This is a genomic window from Paenibacillus sp. FSL K6-1330 (assembly GCF_037976825.1).
GTDB lineage: Bacteria > Bacillota > Bacilli > Paenibacillales > Paenibacillaceae > Paenibacillus_AQ.
This window is the reverse complement of record NZ_CP150269.1, coordinates 5556015-5575111: the sequence shown is the minus strand read 5'-3', so window position 1 is coordinate 5575111 and position 19097 is coordinate 5556015. Positions and strand designations below refer to the sequence as shown.

General features: G+C 48.8%; 14 protein-coding genes, 1 pseudogene and 1 other annotated feature. Of the genes and pseudogenes, 13 read left to right on the top strand and 2 right to left on the bottom strand.

Going from position 1 to position 19097, the window contains the following annotated elements; all coding sequences use genetic code 11:
* Positions 1 to 217: 217 nt before the first annotated feature.
* Positions 218 to 1174, top strand: coding sequence for an HD domain-containing protein (locus NYE54_RS25330; protein WP_339267062.1), 957 nt, complete (start codon positions 218 to 220; stop codon positions 1172 to 1174).
* A 62-nt stretch (positions 1175 to 1236) separates the two neighbouring features.
* Here NYE54_RS25330 and NYE54_RS25325 read toward each other — a convergent pair whose 3' ends face one another.
* Positions 1237 to 2694 (bottom strand): HAMP domain-containing sensor histidine kinase, encoded by a 1458-nt coding sequence (locus tag NYE54_RS25325; RefSeq protein ID WP_339267060.1) that lies wholly within the window; start codon positions 2692 to 2694, stop codon positions 1237 to 1239.
* Positions 2691 to 3380 (bottom strand): response regulator transcription factor, encoded by a 690-nt coding sequence (locus NYE54_RS25320; RefSeq protein WP_339267059.1) that lies wholly within the window; start codon positions 3378 to 3380, stop codon positions 2691 to 2693. Before NYE54_RS25320 ends, NYE54_RS25325 begins: the two co-directional genes overlap by 4 nt.
* A gap of 351 nt (positions 3381 to 3731) precedes the next feature.
* Here NYE54_RS25320 and NYE54_RS25315 point away from each other — a divergent pair, with 351 nt between their 5' ends.
* From NYE54_RS25315 to NYE54_RS25260, 12 genes and pseudogenes are all read left to right on the top strand, one after another.
* A complete protein-coding gene (locus NYE54_RS25315) occupies positions 3732 to 4937 on the top strand; it encodes a DUF418 domain-containing protein (protein ID WP_339267058.1) in 1206 nt (401 codons plus the stop codon).
* 425 nt (positions 4938 to 5362) lie between these two features.
* A complete protein-coding gene (locus tag NYE54_RS25310; RefSeq protein WP_053492057.1) occupies positions 5363 to 6433 on the top strand; it encodes a bifunctional 3-deoxy-7-phosphoheptulonate synthase/chorismate mutase in 1071 nt (356 codons plus the stop codon).
* Between the two features lie 81 nt (positions 6434 to 6514).
* Positions 6515 to 6745, top strand: a binding site (T-box leader).
* Positions 6746 to 6857: 112 nt separating this feature from the next.
* The gene (locus NYE54_RS25305) at positions 6858 to 8420 is read left to right on the top strand and encodes a 2-isopropylmalate synthase (RefSeq protein ID WP_339267055.1); all 1563 of its coding nucleotides are present in this window, start codon (positions 6858 to 6860) and stop codon (positions 8418 to 8420) included.
* Between the two features lie 489 nt (positions 8421 to 8909).
* Positions 8910 to 10136 carry an MFS transporter gene (locus NYE54_RS25300; protein WP_339267053.1) on the top strand — a complete coding sequence of 409 codons (1227 nt, stop codon included), beginning with the start codon at positions 8910 to 8912 and terminating at the stop codon, positions 10134 to 10136.
* A gap of 164 nt (positions 10137 to 10300) precedes the next feature.
* Positions 10301 to 10489, top strand: a pseudogene (locus tag NYE54_RS25295) (alpha/beta hydrolase); the annotation flags it as partial.
* Between the two features lie 226 nt (positions 10490 to 10715).
* A complete protein-coding gene (locus NYE54_RS25290) occupies positions 10716 to 12287 on the top strand; it encodes an extracellular solute-binding protein (RefSeq protein ID WP_339267051.1) in 1572 nt (523 codons plus the stop codon).
* Positions 12288 to 12316: 29 nt separating this feature from the next.
* Positions 12317 to 13528, top strand: a complete 1212-nt coding sequence (locus tag NYE54_RS25285; protein WP_339267049.1) for a glucuronate isomerase — start codon at positions 12317 to 12319, stop codon at positions 13526 to 13528.
* A gap of 45 nt (positions 13529 to 13573) precedes the next feature.
* Positions 13574 to 13876, top strand: coding sequence for a metalloregulator ArsR/SmtB family transcription factor (locus NYE54_RS25280; RefSeq protein ID WP_339267047.1), 303 nt, complete (start codon positions 13574 to 13576; stop codon positions 13874 to 13876).
* A 148-nt stretch (positions 13877 to 14024) separates the two neighbouring features.
* Positions 14025 to 15209 (top strand): MFS transporter, encoded by a 1185-nt coding sequence (locus NYE54_RS25275; protein WP_339267045.1) that lies wholly within the window; start codon positions 14025 to 14027, stop codon positions 15207 to 15209.
* A 221-nt stretch (positions 15210 to 15430) separates the two neighbouring features.
* Positions 15431 to 16468, top strand: coding sequence for a LacI family DNA-binding transcriptional regulator (locus tag NYE54_RS25270; RefSeq protein WP_339267043.1), 1038 nt, complete (start codon positions 15431 to 15433; stop codon positions 16466 to 16468).
* A 737-nt stretch (positions 16469 to 17205) separates the two neighbouring features.
* Positions 17206 to 18165: an ABC transporter permease subunit gene (locus tag NYE54_RS25265; RefSeq protein WP_339267041.1), complete on the top strand. Its 960-nt coding sequence runs from the start codon at positions 17206 to 17208 to the stop codon at positions 18163 to 18165.
* A gap of 19 nt (positions 18166 to 18184) precedes the next feature.
* Positions 18185 to 19069, top strand: coding sequence for a carbohydrate ABC transporter permease (locus NYE54_RS25260; RefSeq protein WP_113060632.1), 885 nt, complete (start codon positions 18185 to 18187; stop codon positions 19067 to 19069).
* Positions 19070 to 19097: the final 28 nt, after the last annotated feature.

The window sequence follows — 19097 nt, the reverse complement described above, 5'->3', positions numbered from 1 at the left end:
ATTTCATTTATTATTTTAGCTGATCTTATGAGCTGCGGCTTTGAATCTAGACATAAATAATATGAAAATCGTAAAAAGCCACTTTGCTAAGTGGTTTTTTTCGTTAGATTGTAATCTTTCAGATCAAGAATTATGAACGAATGGGGAATCGTATTTAGTAATAGGTTATAAATATGATAGAGTAGTTTTATGGAATGAAGATCGTGGGAGGAACCAGATGAAACCGATTAATAAACTTAGCGTTCAAGATGATTTTGTTGGATTTTACTTGCTGAAAGAGTTAAATATGAGACAGACCAACGGCACGCCGCCGAAAGATTATTTTGACATTATTCTCTCGGATGCGAGCGGCCAGATTTCGGCCAAGTACTGGGATGTGACCACTCAGGATAAAGAAACGTTCCTGCCGATGCAATTAGTCAAAATCCGGGGAACCGTGCTGAGCTACAGGGATCAGCTTCAAGTCAAAATCAGCCGAATCCGTAAGGCAACGGATGAGGATGGCGTTTCCTTGACCGATTTTGTGAGGGCTGCGCCAATCCGTCCCGTGGATCTGTTACATACGATCAAACTTACGATGAATGAGATTGCAGAGCCGCAGGTACGAAGCATCGTGCAGTATTGTGTGTCAAAGGTGGAAGAGAAGCTGATGCACTATCCGGCTGCCAAAACCTATCATCATGCTTACTTTGCCGGACTTGCCTATCATATTGTCCGCATGCTGGAGATTGGCGATTTCATCTGCAAGCAGCGGCCGTTTCTGAATCCGGACTTGATCAAGGCCGGCATTATCCTTCATGATATCGCAAAGCCGGAAGAGATGATCGCCCAGATGGGCATCGTTACGGACTACAGCAACCAGGGTAAACTGATCGGACATATCGCCCTGGCATCCAACTGGATCGTGGAAGCGGCCATTCAGAACGACATCGCGTTAGAATCCGAAGTGGTACTGGGATTGCAGCATCTCGTACTGTCCCATCATAACCTGGGAGAGTGGGGGAGCCCGGTTCAGCCGCAAACAGCTGAAGCCGTTGCGCTGCACCATATCGACCTGCTGGATGCCAAGCTGCAGATGGTAGAGGATGCCCTGGATACGACGCTTGAAACGGAGCCGTGGACACCGATGATCCGCGGACTCGATAATAAGGCGATTTATCGGTTAAAGGTATAACAATTGAGGCATCCCCGATCCATAGGATCGTGTAGGATGCCTCTTTATGATGCTTGGAGAAGTTATGATGTTTGGGTCGGTATGGTGAAGCGCACCGTTGCCCCGCGAGGCGGGGTGTTCTCGGCAGAAATATGCCCTCCATGATGCTGAATGAGAAGTTTGGCGATATACAGCCCCAGACCGGAATGCCCTTTTTGTCTGGAGGTAGGATGATCCCCTTGATAAAACTGCTTAAATACCTGCTGCAGATCTTGCAGCTGCCCAAAGCCTGCTCCATTATCCGTCACAGCCATCATCACCTCCTGCTCGGTAATTTCGATCCGCCATAGAATCTGTCCGGCTTCTGGGGTATATCGAATGCTGTTCGAAACGAGATTATCCAGAACCTGCATGATGCGATAGGGATCCAGGATGACGGGCTTCTTGTTCATTCGATTATCGTTGATCTCCGTATGGAATGTTATGTTCTTATTGCTGCATAAAGCGGTATATTCCATGGTTTTATCATCCGCTAATTCTTCAATATCCACGGGAAGCGGCTGGAGCCGAAAAGATACCTTTTCAATTTCTGCGATGGTGTTCATATCCTGAAGGAGTTTCGAAGCACGTGTGGTGTTGCGTTTGATGACTTGCAGATATTGCGATTGTTTAGCTCCATAAGACTTCCCATTCATCTGCTCCAAGCCCTCAACATGTCCTTGAATAATCGTAAGCGGTGTCCGAAGGTCGTGAGCGAGAGCCGCAAACATGGTGCTTCTATCCTGCTCCAATCTCCATTCCCGCTCGATGGATTGCTCCAGCTCCTGACGCATGTCCTCAAAAGCATTTGTAAGCTGATTAACTTCCGTTATGGATGATGTCCCCGTCATGGAAAAGTGTAAATTTCGCTCCTTAATCTGTTCGGCTCCTTGGAGAAGCTGCTGCAGCGGAGTGCTGATTTTGCGGCTGAATCGTCTTCCGAATATCAGAGTGAACAAGATGATATACAGAAAAGGCGTCAGAATAAAGGCCAGGGAGCCAAAGGTTATCACGGGATTCAGCGCCGGATTGGCTGCCGTCACCTTCAGGTTATATCCAAGCAGAAGAGCTCCTGCAAGATCTCCGTCACTGGAGACAACCGGAATGTATTTAACGACTTGATTCATGCTGCTGCGCGTCTGGTTCAAGCGTGCCAGTATCTTTTGCCGGCTAAGCGATTCTTTTAGAGTAAGATCACCATATAAGGGTTCGCCGGTAAGGGATACAACCAGGTAGGACATGCCCTGCGAGGGGATCACCTTTTCAAGTTCGGCTTGTCCTTGCGTGCTCATGACAGAATCGCCCCGGTCTACCGCGTACTCCGAAATAACAGGGATCTGAGCTTCGTAATGATTTGCCGGGAGCACGATGTCATGGTTGAACAAGTACCCAAGCAGCATGACGAGCAGTCCCCAGGTTACAAGCGTAGCCAGCAAGCTGCAGGCCAGAATGGAGACGAAATGGCGGGCGAACGTGTTTTTGATGGAACGCTGTTTCATCATTTGGGATCCCACTTGTAGCCGATGCCCCATACGGTTTGAATATAGCTGCCTTCCTTGGCATGGGCGGCCAGCTTGGCCCGGATTTTCTTGATATGCTCGGTAATGGTAGCGTCGTCACCCTCAGCGTCAAACCCCCATAACTTCTCGTAAATCTGTTCTCTGGAAAAGACCTGCCCCTGATGCATCGCCAGCAGTTCTACGATCTGATACTCCTTATTCGTAAGAGCGATGTTGTGCCCGCTGCAGGTAACGGCATGTCCCTTGCAATCAATCATCAGGGATTGGAATCGCAGGACGCCTTGATCTTTTTGCGCGTGGATTCTCTTTTCTCGCCGCAGATGAGCATGGATTCTGGCTTTCAATTCCGCGAGGCTAAAGGGCTTGAGCAGATAATCGTCCCCGCCAGCAGCGAGCCCTCGAATCCGGTCCATTTCATTTTGGCAAGCACTCAAGAACACAATGGGACACTGCGTCCTTTCCCTAAGCTGCTCGCAGACCTCAATGCCGTTCATCTCGGGCATCATCACATCGAGGATGATCAGGGACGGCTGCTGCTCGCTCTGGATTAGCGCCTCCCGTCCACTTCCGGCAGTCAGTACGTGATAGCCTTCAATCTCCAGAGCGTCTTGTATAAAAGCGATGATTTCTTCTTCATCATCCACCAATAGGATCGTTTCGTTTGCCATATTTATTACATCCTCCAAGAAGTCCTAGTCGTAAATTCATCTTGATAGTTTACCTGAAAGTTCTAAAGAAAGGATAAAGAAAGGTTTTGTTATTTGAACTTATGAAGTATCCATACTTCAACGGAGCAGGCGGAATCATTCTGGAGAAGCGGCAGCGGTCGCCTTTGCATCCGGATTTCAACCACTCTTAAATGGATTGATAGAAATCTGGGGGCAACAGCGATCGGAAGAATGATCCGCATGCGCAGTGATGCTTAAGCTACTGTATACTTACAAATCAATATGAGTTTCTTTATCCTTTCTTTATGATTGTACCTTAACCTGAAGGCACAATGATAAGGAGGTACGATGATGGCAACGAATCCACAGCCAAGAATACAGCTCATCGATAGCTTGAGAGGATTTGCACTATTAGGCATCTTTTTAGTGAACATTACGTTTTTTACAACATCGCTACAAACCATTTCCTTCGGGGTCGAATTATGGTCAGGCTGGTACAATGAGATCCTGATGCTGCTGCGCGGAATTGTTATTGACGGCAAATTTATTTTGATTTTCTCTTTCCTGTTTGGTTTTGGCATGGTGTTGTTACAGGAGAGCAGTCAGGCCAAAGGCCGAAGCTTTAACCGCATCTATACTCGCAGATTGACGGCTTTGCTTCTGATCGGTCTGATCCATGGCATCCTGATTTGGTACGGAGACATTCTGACCCACTATGCACTCATGGGTTTTCTGCTGATGCTATTTCAGCGCTGCAAGCCGAGAACGCTGCTGATCTGGTCACTGTCCCTGCTGCTGCTCGTTCCCGTCCTGCTGACGGGAGCAAGTCTGCTGAGCTCCTCGGCCGGACAGGTTTTTGAGCCGTTGAGCCAGGCGGATGCGCATCAGATGGGGATCTATTTCCAGGAGCGGGATGCAGCCATATACGGAGAGGGGACGATGACCCAGATCATCGCTCAGCGGCTGAATGATTACATCGGCTCCATCTTGAATATGGTGGTCTTCTACCCACAAGTATTAGGAATGTTCCTGATGGGTGCCTACTTCTGCAAGCGCCGTATTTTGCACGAGGTCAAGAAGAACCGGAAGGGGATCATCAAATTGGTCGTCATTGGCGGAAGTTTGGGCCTTGTCCTTCAACTCGTGATGTCGCTAGCGGATGGACTTCCATCCTGGGGCGAGGCGGTAGCCTTATTCGTTGGTGCACCACTCTTGACCCTGGGCTATATCGGCGCGTTTGCACTTTTATACCAGAATACATCGTGGCAGAAGGTATTGAATTTATTTTCTTATCCCGGAAAAATGGCCTTCACCAACTATTTGCTCCAATCGATCCTGTGCGGATTGATCTTTTACAGCTATGGATTGGGGTGGTACGGAACGATCGAACCGATCTGGCAGATGGTGATGGTTGTCGTCATTTTTGCTCTGCAAGCGATCTTCAGCAGAGTCTGGTTGAAGCGGCTCCCGATAGGACCGTTCGAATACATCTGGCGCCTGTTTACGTATTGGGGGAATCCGGTAAAACAGGGGCAGAAGGTGAATGTTCGTCTCTGACATGAAGCCCGCTTATATAAACTTCACTGCATCAAAGCACCCAAGCTTTAAATAAAACTCTTGCAATTTCAATCCGGGGTGTATTACAATGCTTCTTAATTAACGAACACGATATGTTATAACAAGCGATGATGGAAAGAGTAAGCGAAAGAACGTTCCTGACAGGAAAGGGCTGCCACCGACTGAGAGCGCCCGGGCGAAGGTTCTCCGCTGAAGTTCATTCCGGAGCTGGTATGCTGATAATCTGCATGTTCTGTGCGGATGGTAGGTTTACCCGTAACCCTTGCGTTAAGAGGTTCAAGTGAGATGTGTTTGCTTTTTTCGGCATATCTAATAAGGGTGGTACCACGACTCCTCGTCCCTTTCCGGGCGGGGGGTCTTTTTGTTTTTATAAACTAGAAAAATAGGTGAGGGAGAGATTTCGTATGAGTCAAGGACGTTTGGAACAATTAAGATCGGAGCTCGATGCCGTTAATCTTCAGCTGCTGGAGCTGTTGTCGGAGCGGGCACGGATCGCCCAGGAGATCGGTCAGGAGAAGCAAAAGCAGGGAGTTCCTGACTTTGACCCGGTACGTGAGAAAAAAATGTTGGATACTCTGGTTGAGCATAACCAAGGTCCTTTCGATAATGAAACGGTGCGTCATTTATTTAAACAGATTTTCCAGGCATCCTTGAAGCTGCAGCAAGTCGATCACAAGAAACATTTACTGGTGAGCCGGAAGAAGAAGCAAGAGGATACACTGATTCAACTGGGTAGCACCATCATTGGTGGAGGCACGCCAGTAATGATCGCAGGACCATGCTCGGTTGAGAGTTATGAGCAAGTACGCCAGGTTGCAGCTGCCCTTAAGGAAGCGGGCATGACTGTTATGCGCGGCGGTGCGTTCAAACCAAGAACATCGCCTTACGATTTTCAGGGCTTGGGTATTGAAGGCCTGAAAATTCTGAAGGAAGTGGCGTCCGAGTTCGGACTGAAGACGATCAGCGAAATCGTGGATCCTGCGCATATCGAGCTTGCGTGCGAATACATTGACGTCATTCAGATCGGTGCGCGGAACATGCAGAACTTTGAGCTGTTAAAAGCAGCAGGGGATGTTCAGACGCCGGTGCTGTTGAAACGCGGTCTCGCGGCTACGATCGATGAGTTCGTGCACGCTGCGGAATACATTGTATCCCGCGGCAATACGCAGGTGATGCTGATTGAACGCGGCATACGGACGTATGAGAAGGCGACGAGAAACACCTTGGACATCTCGGCGGTACCGATTCTGAAACAAGAAACACATCTTCCAGTACTGGTGGACGTGACCCATTCCACAGGCCGTAAGGACATCCTGGCCCCTTGTGCCAGAGCGGCTCTTGCTGCAGGTGCAGACGGTGTGATGGTTGAAGTTCATCCCGATCCGGCTACGGCGTTGTCCGATGCAGCGCAGCAGCTGAATATTCCGGAATTCCATGATTTCCTGGCGAATGTGAAGAAGTCCGGATTGCTGTAACCCATGCGTTCTTTTGCCTTTGGAAGATAAAGGGTTGACAAAACCCTCCTCTTTCCTTAAGATAGTTATCAAAATTCATATCTAAATGTTTTGATTAGAAATAGTAAAAGCGTAATGACTTTTCAGAGAGCCGTTGGCAGGTGTGAAACGGTAATGTCGTTCCCTTTGAACTCGTCTATGAACAGCTGCCTGATCATGTAGGGTTAGCCGGAGTTCCACCGTTATAGGGATAGATGGTGATGGCCATCGAAGAAGATCATTTTGCATAAAAATGAATTAGAGTGGTACCGCGGGTTCAACCCCGCCTCTATATGTAGAGGCGGGGTTTTTTGTTGGTTAAATTCCGGGTTTAACCAACCCCGCTTGATATAAATGAAGGAAAATGAAGGAAAATGAACGATCGATTATCGAGGAGGAATATCAAATGGAACGCAACATTATCGTATTGGACACAACCTTGCGCGACGGAGAGCAGGTTCCGGGCGCCAAACTGAACGTACAGCAAAAGATCGAGTTTGCACAGCAGCTAAAGCGGCTGAATGTCGATATTATCGAGGCGGGTTTTCCCGCGTCTTCGGCAGGGGATTTCCAAGCGGTTCAGGAAATCGCCCGAACCGTAGGCGATAGCGTCTCCATTACCGCACTTGCACGTGCGGTGAAGGGCGATATCGACGCCGTATATGAAAGCATTAAGCTCGCGCAAAATCCGCTGATTCATATCGTGCTCGGCACCTCGAATATTCATGTGGAGAAGAAATTCAACCGCTCCAAGGATGCGGTGCTTCAGATGGGTGTTGATGCGGTGAAGTACGCCAAAACGCTGCTGCCTCATGTACAGTATTCGACCGAGGACGCATCCAGGTCCGACTTCGAATATCTGTGGACAACGATCGAGGCCGTGGTAAAGGCCGGTGCCACGATGATTAACGTTCCGGATACGGTCGGTTATGCCGTTCCGGACGAATTCGGCGAATTGATCCGCAAAATCAACGAGCGCCTGAAGAATCTGAACGATCAGGTTATCCTCAGCGTTCACTGCCATAACGATCTCGGGCTTGCTACGGCCAATACGCTCAGCGCAGTAAGAAACGGCGCCGAAAAAGTAGAATGCACGATCAATGGTTTAGGGGAGCGCGCAGGCAATACGTCGCTTGAAGAAGTGGTCATGGGACTCAAAGTCCGGGAGAATCATTTTAAGGCCTCCACCAATATCCGGCTCAAGGAGTTGATTAGAACCTCCAGGCTGCTGACGCATTTGACGGGCCTGGATGTTCAGGTGAATAAGGCAATTACGGGTGAGAATGCCTTCGCGCACTCTTCCGGCATCCATCAGGATGGATTGCTTAAGGATAAACAGGTTTACGAAATTATGTCGCCGGAGGAAGTTGGCGCTGACAGCATGGAGCTGATCCTGACTGCGCGATCCGGAAGACATGCGTTCAAGAATGCGGTGGAGAAGCTTGGTTTCGAGACAGGCGAAGGCGAAGATTTTGAAGCGCTGTTTGAGAAATTCCTGCAGCTTGCCGATGCTAAGAAGGAAGTATATGATCATGACGTTTTTTATCTGGTGACCCAGCATCGTACCCATGAAGAAGTCAGCAGTCATCTGTATGAGCTGGATTCGTTCCAGGTCGTGACCAATGATCTGTATCCGACGGCAACCGTGAAGCTGAGAAAAGGCAGCGAGACGTTCAGGGACAGCATGGTGGGGGATGGCCCGATTGATGCGCTGTACAGCGCCATGAAGGCGTTGGTCGGTTTGGACGTACAGTTAAAGGATTACAAAATCAACAGTCTGTCCAGAGGAAAAGAAGCCATCGGCCGGGTAAACATTCGAATCGAATATCAGGGCAAAATCTATTCCGGGCGCGCAATGGATACGGATATTATTAAGGCGAGCGCGTTGGCTTTTCTTAACGGAATTAATGCGGTATTGCTTGATACCAGCCACGATACGCTGGTGCAAGAGCCGGCGAGAGAATTATAATGAATGCCGTCATTGGGATCGTTGATGGTTGATTTGATAAGCTAAAGAAGCTCGGTACGTTCACTAATGAGCAAGTCATTAAGGCAACGTAAAGCTGTTGCGGAGCTAAATACCCCACCCTATCTTCATGTAGAAGTGGGGTATTTTGGCTGTCGTAAAGGACAATTCTGTGGAATGAACAACATTTATTGACCGACCGTTACAAAATATATATAATGAGCTGGAACCCTTAGGAAAGGAGCAGCCAACACCATGCGCAAGCGTATGGAGGGCATGTTGTTGCAACGACGAAATGGTACGTTACGAAATGTAGTAATTTAGAGAGGCATGTTTTTTTGAATATTTTTGTACTGAGTAGTAAAGAAGTTGGTTTTATGTGAAAGTGTAATCCAGCTATAGTGCGGTTTAAAGTGTGGTTGGACTTATTGCGCTTATTTTTGTACCGAAAGTTACAAAACTATTGAATAATTATGATAGGAGCTGTTCCCATTGCCTTTTTCCATTTATGTATTAGGCCTAATGATCTTCTCAATGACCACCTCCGAATTTATGGTGGCTGGCATTATGCCTTCGCTTGCAGCGGAATTCAACGTTTCGATTGCCGCCATCGGGTATCTCATTACCGCATATGCAGTCGGGATGATCGTAGGAGGGCCGCTGCTGACGATAGGGCTGTTGAAAGTGAGGCCCAAACAAGCCTTCATGACCGTGTCCGTTATCTTCCTAATGGGACAGACTTTAGGCGCCATAGCCCCGAATTACGAAGTCATGATGGCGGCGCGGATCATTACAGGGCTTTCCTCCGCTGCCGCGTTCGGTGTATCGCTCGCTATCTCCTTCAGCCTTGTTGATCCGGAGTCGCGGGGACGCGCAAGCTCTATCGTTATCGGCGGATTGATGGTTGCTACCGCGATCGGAGTTCCGCTGGCGATGTGGATCGAGCAGCTGCTTGGCTGGCGTGCCAGCTTCTGGGCCGTGGTTGTCCTGCTGCTTGTTTCAGGACTGGTAGGGCTGTTTACGATTCCATCCTTGCCGAAGCCGGAGAAGGCTGGCATCCGGCAAGAGCTGGCTGCCTTTAAGAATCGCCGACTGTGGGCTGCTTATACTACAAGCATGCTGATTATAGGCGCAACCTTTGCCGCATTCAGTTATTTCTCGCCAATCTTAACCGGGCTTGCTGGATTCAGTGTTTCGTCGGTTCCAATCCTGCTGGGCGTATACGGCGTGGCCACGGTGCTTGGCAATGTGGTTACCGGCAGGCTGGCGGATCATTATATGATGCCGATTCTCACGATAGGGCTGATTACCTTAGCCGCTGCCTTGATGGTATTTGGACTGTTCGTTCACAGCCCGGTCGTTGCCATGATCGCTGTTGTGCTTGTTGGTCTGGTGGGTGTACCAATGAACCCGGCGATGGCTACCCGGGTGATAAGGGTCGCCGATACGGGGTCACTTGTAACGACGGTTCATGGTTCTGTTATCAGCTTGGGGGTTGTTGTCGGCTCATCTACGGGTGGAATGACCATAGATGCCGGGCTAGGTCTGGCCTCTCCTTTATGGGTCGGTGCGTTCTTGGCTCTTCTCGGTCTGCTGTCCCTGCTGCCAGCCGTGTGGGCGGAGGAAAGACACAGCCTCTGTCATCCAATTAAGGATGAATTACCTGAAACCACCAGCTACGTTTATAACGGGAGCTGGTGGTTTCTAATTTTCAGCTGAACTGCTGAGTCATCCCCGCCATAAATTCCTCCAAGGGCGTTACCTCTCAGAGAAGGGAAAGGCAGAGTTCGAGGCTGCTTATGAAGATGCCATGAAGTTTCTCCCTCCGAAACGAAGGATGTCGAGACGGCATTTGGCCGTGTTCAGATGAGCCACATTTCAGCGGAACCAAGGCGGATGACAGTGATCCAATTGCAAGGCTGATAGAGTCAGGTATGGGCAAGTCCCATGTGCGGAATATTCAAATCGAGAACTGGCCTGGCGCCTCGCATGCCATCAATGGCGAGTTTCCGGAAGAGGTGAATGCAAGAATACTTGCTTTTGTTCATCAGCATTCCGATAAGAAAATCTAGTAATGAAAGACGGACAGCATATGAAAACACATGCGATCAGAAGAAAGTACATGTTAATATCCGGAAGTTGGATGTTATTATGAGAGCGCTTTAGATTTTGAGGTGAGATGCTCAAGGGGGAAAGGGATATCCGGTTTACAAGGAGATGAGCAGCTCGAAATTCGAGCAGTTATCAGAAGTGGCAAAGGTAAACAATCCGAGAGAAATATGGAAGGAAGCGATATGGATGAGAAGAAGATGGAGTTTGGTTTTGATGAGCGCGCTAATTGCCTTAACGGCGGTCGGCTGTAACGGTGCAAAGGAAGCGGATGGCGGAACCCCCGGTTCTTCGGGCGGTGCCGCTGATGGCAAGCTGTCCTTCACGATGTCTATGGCAACCAGCGGAAATAAACATGTCGAGCGTTCGAAGGATGTAAATGAAGAGAGATGGGTGAAGGAGCTTGAGAAGCTGACCAATACGGATATTGAACTGACGATGCTTCCACTGAAGGACTTCGATAGCAAAATGACTTTAATGTTTGCCTCTAATGATATTCCTGATGTCGTTCAGAACGTGGGAGGGGCTACAAGCAAGGGGATGTCCGGTTCCGTAGAAGCAGGCGTATTTATGCCGCTTGACGACTTGCTCAAGGAGCATGCTCCGAATTTGATGAAGAGTGTGCCGAAGGAAGCCTGGCAGGAGACAAGCTATGACGGCAAAATTTATGGAATACCGGCATGGCTGTCCAACCCGTCCCGGAGAGGGCTGTATATCCGGACCGATCTGCTGGAAAAGACAGGGCTCCCGGCACCAAAAACGGTGGATGAATTTTTGGACGTAATGCGTGAGATGAAGAAGGAAGGCGTTGAGTTCCCGTATCAAATGCGGGAGAACTTTAAATATGCCGACACGATTCTGGGGGCGTTTGATGTGCTGCCATCCCAGTACGAACTGCAGAACGGGGAGGTTGTTCCCAAGTTCTTTGACGTGGAAAATATGACGAAAGCACTGGAGACCTATAAGACCATGTACGATGAAGGTCTGATTCCCAAAGATTTTGCGACCCTGACCTCCAGTGACTATGGCAAAAACATTGAGAGCGGTAAATCCGGTATGTGGTCCGCCAACGCCCAGCTTTTGGCAGGCTTCCGCGGCAAGCTGAAAAATGCCGTACCAGACGCCAAGGTTGATATCATTGCATCGCCGCGCGGTCCGGAGAACACCGGAGGCCATCTTCTGTATTCAAGCATTAATACGTCTTACTATATTAATAGCAAGGTCTCAGAGGAGAAGGCCATCGGTATTATCAAGTTTTTTGACTGGATGCTGACGCCGGAGGCGGAGACATATTTCTCGTTCGGGATTGAAGGTGAAACTTACACCCGGGAGAACGGCGCAATCAAGTTTACGCCTCCATCCACGCCTGAAGCCATGGATGAAGACGGTTTCCGCAGCATGTTCTGGTTCGTCCACGATATGGTGTACAACAAGGCAAAGGAAGAGTTGACCGAGGACGGGCAGGACATGATCAAGTTCATGGATACGGTGGTCTTCAAGGAAGGGCTGGGGTCGATCCGCTTCTCCCCGGCATTGGACGCGTATTCCAAATATCCGGATACCGCACCGCAAGGCGATGACGTGGGGCCGAAGCTGGTTCTCGATCATATGATCAAGATGATTTATGGCAGAGAGCCGATCTCGGATTGGCCGAAAGTGATTGAGGAATATAAGAAGAAGGGTGGCCTTGAGATTATTAAGGAAGCCACAGACCGCTACAACGAAGGGAAGGGCGTTGTCATCTCGGAAAACCGGAAATAACCGATTCATGAAGAGAAGGAGATGTTCACATGAGCTTGCATGATATGAGCGGCAAACAAGCTGTATTCTTCGAGCAAATCATGGGGTTGCCGGTCTTCGATACCCATACCCATCTTATCGGTGACCGGCTTGGCGCAAGGGACTTTTGGGAGATCGCCCATTACTTCTGGTTCTACCGAGAGCTGCAAGCCGGTGGCTACCCGGATGAAGCGGATAAATTGCCGGAGGCGGAGCGAATTGCTGCTTTTCTAAAAGCCTATCAATCAACGAGAAGCACGCTGATGAACTGGGTATTTACCTCCATTATGCGTGAATTATACGGAGTCATCATCAAGGATGAACATTCGGTGCAGGAAGCTATGGCTCGCGTACGGCAAGCGTCCGCCGAAGAGGGCTGGGCACAACAAACGGCAGACCGAATGAACATCCGCCGGTTTGTCGTGAATCATCCGGAACATGCAACGTTTCAAGGGATGCGGGATGATGCCGTATTGCTCCCCCGGATTGACGGGGTGCTGGGTCCATGGGTTGACCGCATGGTGCATTCTAATGATCCGGCCAGGACTTTTCTGGATGTGAGAGGCGAGATTGACCTGCTGCTCGGCGGATTTCGTGAAGCTGGCCTCCCGGGCATCATGACAACGCTGCCGCGGTATGAATCGAGTTCGCACATCCGTAAGGAGATTGGGCCCGCAAGCGGGCGTGACGACATTCTGATGGAGCTGCTTCACGTCATATGTGGTGCTGCGGAGCGGAACGGCCTGCTCGTACAGCTGTTTCTGGGAGTAGAGAGGTCGTGGTGCGGTACGGCGTTCCCGGCCAACGATACAGAGCGGATTCTCAAGCTGACTGCTTTGTTTGAGTCGTATCGTTGTAAATTTGAGCTTGTGCTTGCATCGGAGCTCAACAATCTTGATGCGGTGCAGGCAGCCTGGAATTTCCCGAACGTTCATGTTGGCGGCATGTGGTGGTTCAACTTCCGGGCAAGCACCTACCGGGACAGCATGCAGTACCGTCTGGAGGCACTCCCGGCAAGCAAGAGCTCGATTATCGTCTCCGATGCCCGCTGTATGGAATGGAGTTACGGCAAGATTTTGCTTGTGAAGAAGCTGGCTGCCGAGTTTCTGTGGGAGCGGGTCCTATCTGACTGGATCGACGAGGAGACGGCGCTGCATACGGCAAATGGATGGTTCTACGCGAGTGCCATGAGACGCTATGGCATTCGATCGGGAGGTATTTGAGGGAAATAGGTTGACACATCGATAATTCTCGATATAATGATACATATGAAACCAATCGAAGTTTTTAAAGCGTTGTCGAATGAATCGCGGCTTGAAATATTGCAGTGGCTCAAGGAACCGGAACAATATTTTACACCCCACGAAGGGATTGATATGAGGAAAGTCGGGGTATGCGTAAGCCAGGTGACCGAGAAACTGAATATGACGCAGTCCACCGCATCGCAATATTTATCGATTCTGCATCGGGCAGGTTTGATCAAGACGGAGCGGCTTGGAAAATTCACGTATTATAAGCGGGATGAAGAAGTTATCCAAGAAATCGGAGAGTATTTGAAGCAGGAGATATAACGCAGGTACTGAATATTCCTTAAGAAATAAGGAATATTCAGTCTTGCTCCGTACCATATATCTATATATTGCGATATGTCTTTTTATTGGTTTAACATATCGACAATTCACAATATATAAATTTGAGGTAAAGGTGGAATTAGCAATTATGACAGGTGCATGGAAGATTTATTTTTTGGCTATCGTTAGTTTTTTAGTGGGAACATCAGAGTATATTATATCGGGGGTTTTGGATAAAATTGCGGATTCGTTAGGAATTACGATAACCGCTGCTGGCCAGCTGATCACGATTTTCTCTTTGGTATATGCGATCTTGACCCCTATTCTTATGGCGCTGACCGCTAGAGTGGAGAGACGGAAGCTGTTGGTTTATTCATTGGGTATTTTTGTGATCGCGAATCTATTGTCATTTGCCCTTCCGGGGTATATTCCGTTTGTGATTGCGCGCGTTATTATGGCGATGGGGGCAGGGATGGTAGTTGTAACGGCGCTCGGGATAGCCGCCAAAATCGCACCGCCGGGTAAACAGGCGAGTTCAATCGCTACGGTTGTCATGGGCTTCACAGCTTCCCTGATCATTGGCGTCCCCCTCGGTCGTGTCGTAGCTGCTGTTTTTGGATGGAAATCCGTATTTGGTTTCATTGCCATTCTAGGGGTTGTTTCCATGATCGTGCTGCATAAGGCGATTCCAAAAACAAAAGGAGATGCTCCCGTGCCGCTGCTTCAGCAATTTGCGCTGCTCAAAAAGACTAAAGTCGCACTCGGTTTGGCGATCACGTTCTTCTGGCTAGGCGGGTACTCCATTGCCTATACGTACCTGTCTCCTTACCTTCTTCAAGTCAGCGGCCTGAACGAAGGTCTGATTAGTGCAGCACTGTTTGCCTTTGGCATTGCCAGCCTTATCGGCTCCAAGTTCGGCGGATTCAGTACGGATCGATGGGGAGTGCCGCTTACATTAACCGGTGGCATGCTTCTGCATATTCTCGCGCTAATCGTTCTGACCTTTACCCAAGCAGCCGTATCTGTCATCTTCGTGTTTGCGATTCTTGTGATATGGTCGTTATCCGCCTGGTCTTCGGGTCCGACGCAGCAGTATAACCTCGTCCAGCTGGAGCCGAATTCATCCGGGGTTATGCTAGGCCTGAACCAGTCCGTGATGCAGCTCGCCATGGCTGCGGGCGCAGGCATCGGAGGAGTTGCCGTGGAGCAATGGTCCTTATCGTCCATCACCTGGATCGGTGCCGGGGGCGTTGCTATAGCCGTGGGAGTGTCGTTTGTACTTTTCCGATTAGGAAAGCGGGAGAGCACCGAGCGCGTGCCATTGGAAGCTTAATGTGAGTAACCGCTGGTGACAGCTATGCTGTAACGGCGCCTGAAATGCAGCATTTTCATACTGCCGGAAACGAAAGAATCCGCAAAGAATCGGCAAGACATCACCTTTCCTTTCAGCAATGAGATGGACATCAATTTGACGCCCCAAAATGAGAAAGTTTATGCTATGATCAATGGATGGCGGAAAATTTGGTTCCAAATTTTGCGAAGGAGGAGATGCGATTGGCTAAGCTTAAAGATATCGCCGAACGGGTCGGGGTATCCATATCTACGGTTTCGCGGGCCATCAGCAATGATGCAAGCCGTCCGGTCAGCGAGGATACCAAGCAGAAAATCAGGCAAGCTGCGCTTGATCTTGGATATAGACTACCTGAGCCATCCAAAAGTGTACATGATAACGGCATGGCCGATAAGCGGGTTGTCTGTGTCGTGCCCCAAAACCTGATGGACGACCACCCGTATTTCTCAACGGTTCTAGCCGGTTTCCATAAAAAAATGGAGGAACTCGGACAGCCTCCGGCGATCGTTCGTACATGCGAGGAAATCGGCGATGCGGACAAAATAAGCCTTATGCTTAGGGAGACAGGAGCCCAGGGGATTGTAGCCGTCAGCTGGTACGACAAGGAGCTGTTTGAACTGATACAGCAGGCCGGGGTTGTCATCATGGGAGTGAGTTTGAATGATGAGCGGCTGACCGTGCCCGTTGTAGACTGTGACCGGATTTTATCAGCGAGGGCAGCCGTACGCCACCTGATTGACCAGGGGCACACGCGAATCGCTTATATCGGGGGGCCTGCGTATTCCAAGCAGATGGAGAGCGAAGAACGGTATGTCGGATATAAATTCGCTATGCTGGAAGCCAACCTGGAAGTGCGCGAGGAGTGGCTGATGAATACGGGATGGAATGTGGATCGGAGCTTCAGCAAAATGTCCGAGCTATTGGGAGGGCTTCCCAAAGAGTTATGGCCAACGGCTGTTTTTTGTGCCAGCGACATGCTTGCCATTCCAGCCATGCGTGCCGTTGTCGAGAATCAAGGTCGCATACCGGAAGATATCGCAATCGTGGGGATGGATAACATTGATGTAGCCCAATATACAACGCCTCCGTTAACCTCGGTTTCCGTGCCCAAATATGAGATCGGCAGGGTGGCTGCCAAATCCATCGTGGATTATTTGGACGGACATTTCAAGGTGGCAACCAAAATATTACTGCCATGCTCATTGATTGTTCGGGAGTCCTCAAGTTTCACAAGAGAGTGAAGTTAACTGACTCAATATGTATAATTAATTAACATTAGAAGATAAAAAAAGGATCATCGAACAGCTGTCGGCTTGAAATCCGACAGCTGTTTTTTTGCGGGTTTTACCTAAAGTTTGAGGTTTTTGCGCCAAAAAAGTCCAAAAAGTGTTTGACAATGTCATATTGCTATATTATTATGAGTGAAAATCAATGATATGTTTGGAATAGATTTTCTGATTTTGGAATTCGGAATAAACGACACTTCGCATATTTCCACTTTGTTTTTGTTTGCGCTTTCATTTCCTTTATATAAATAGATTATAAAAATAAAGAAATTCCCCTTATTAATGTATTAGGCCCTGCGCTTGCTCAGCGTTATGCCTTTCATATACCAATATATATCCAAATAAAATCCGGAATTAACCAAATGAATATCCAAAACAAATCCAAGAAATGAAATAACACCTGACTTGTTCGGGTTTTATTTATAAAAAATGTTGCGTTACTATATCTAACATATAGTGCGCTCCAAAAACCATATTGGCTAACGGATAGCTTGAGGTGGAGATAGCTTAGTCATATGACGGATTGCAGAGAAAAGGAGGGAAATCATAAACGAGTACTTTCCAAGCTCCATTCATGTGAATTGGAACTGATCCGCTGAATGAGCGGATATCCCAATGCTTTAATGGCATGTGAAGATCGCTTTGCTAGTGTTACGAGGTTAACCCAATCCATACATACGAGGTGATGCTCATTGGCTAATACGACCCTGCAGCCCGCAGCAACCGCGGTACCTGAAACGAAACGTAAGCGCTTACTGTGGAATCGTGTTTTACGTAATTGGCAGCTTTATGCCCTGATTTCACCGGTCATCGCCTATTACATCCTGTTCCAGTATGTTCCGATGTACGGCATCCAGATCGCCTTTAAGGATTTTATAGCAACGCAAGGGATATGGGGCAGTCCGTGGGTCGGCTTTGAGCACTTCGATCGCTTTTTCAACAGTTATTATTTCTGGCGCCTGATTAAGAACACGCTGGGCATCGGTTTATACAGCCTTGCTGTCGGTTTTCCGATCCCGATTATTCTGGCTTTGCTCATGAACGAGGTTCGGGCTGAACGTTTCAAGAAATTCGTGCAGACCATCACGTATGCTCCTCACTTTCTGTCTACCGTGGTCGTTGTCGGGATGATGATGATTTTCCTGTCGCCCCGTTACGGCATCATCAATCATTTTATTGAAATGTTTGGCGGTCAGCCGATCAATTTCATGACGGAGCCCTCCTGGTTCAAATCTCTGTACGTTCTATCGGATGTATGGCAGACCATGGGCTGGAGCTCCATTATCTATTTGGCAGCCCTTGCCGGCATAGACAACCAGCTGCACGAAGCAGCGCGTGTCGATGGTGCGACCAGGCTTCAGCGCATATGGCATATTAACATCCCAGGTATTATGCCAACGATCATCATCCTCTTGATCCTGAACATGGGCAGCATTATGGGGATCGGGTTTGAGAAGGTGCTCCTGATGCAAAACAACCTGAATATGGATAGCTCCGACATTATTGCCACCTATGTCTACCGAATGGGGATTCAGAATGCCGAGTACAGTTTCTCCGCAGCCATCGGATTGTTTAATTCCGTCATCAATTTTGTCCTGCTGGTTGTCGTGAACTTTATTTCGAAGCGCGTGAGCGAGACCAGTCTTTGGTAAAGAGGGGAGCGAAAGAGCCATGCAAATTGAAACCAGAGGGGACCGCATTTTTAATGTTATCAACTATACGATTCTGATCCTGGTCACCATCATTGTTATGTACCCGCTGGTCTTTGTGCTCAGCGCATCGTTTAGCGACCCGCAGGCGGTTCTGAGGGGCGAGATGCTGCTGTGGCCCAAGGGAGTCAACCTGAATTCCTATGTGAAAATTTTCCAGAACAAGGATATTATCAGCGGTTTTACCAATACGCTGGTGTATACTTCGCTTGGCACGTTCATTAATCTCACAATGACCATCCTTGCAGCCTATCCGCTGTCGCGGAAGGATTTTGTCGGGCGAAATGCCATTATGGCGCTGCTGGTCTTCACGATGTTTTTTAGCGGAGGACTCATTCCGACATACTTGCTGATCAAGAACCTCGGCATGCTGAATACGCTCTGGGTCATGATTATCCCGAATGCCGTATCCATCTGGAATATCATCATTATGCGTACCTTCTTTCAGCAGTCCATACCCGGCGAGCTGCAGGAGGCCGCGACGATCGATGGATGCTCGAACATTAAAATTTTGACCCGGATTATACTGCCGCTGTCCATGCCGATTATCGCGGTGACCATTTTGTTCTATGCGGTCGGTCATTGGAATGCGTTCTTCAATGCACTTCTGTATTTATCGGATAAAGATAAATTTCCGCTGCAGCTCATCCTGCGTGAAATTCTGATTCAGGGGCAAACGAACGACATGGTCAAAATGTCGACCGAATCGGCGATCAAGCAGCAAAGGGAAGTGGAGGGCATTAAGTACGCGGTGCTGGTCGTGGCTAATATTCCCGTGCTGGCGCTCTATCCGTTCCTGCAGCGGTATTTTGTCAAAGGCGTGATGATTGGGGCCATCAAAGGATAATTCCTTGCATGGATATATGGATGGAACA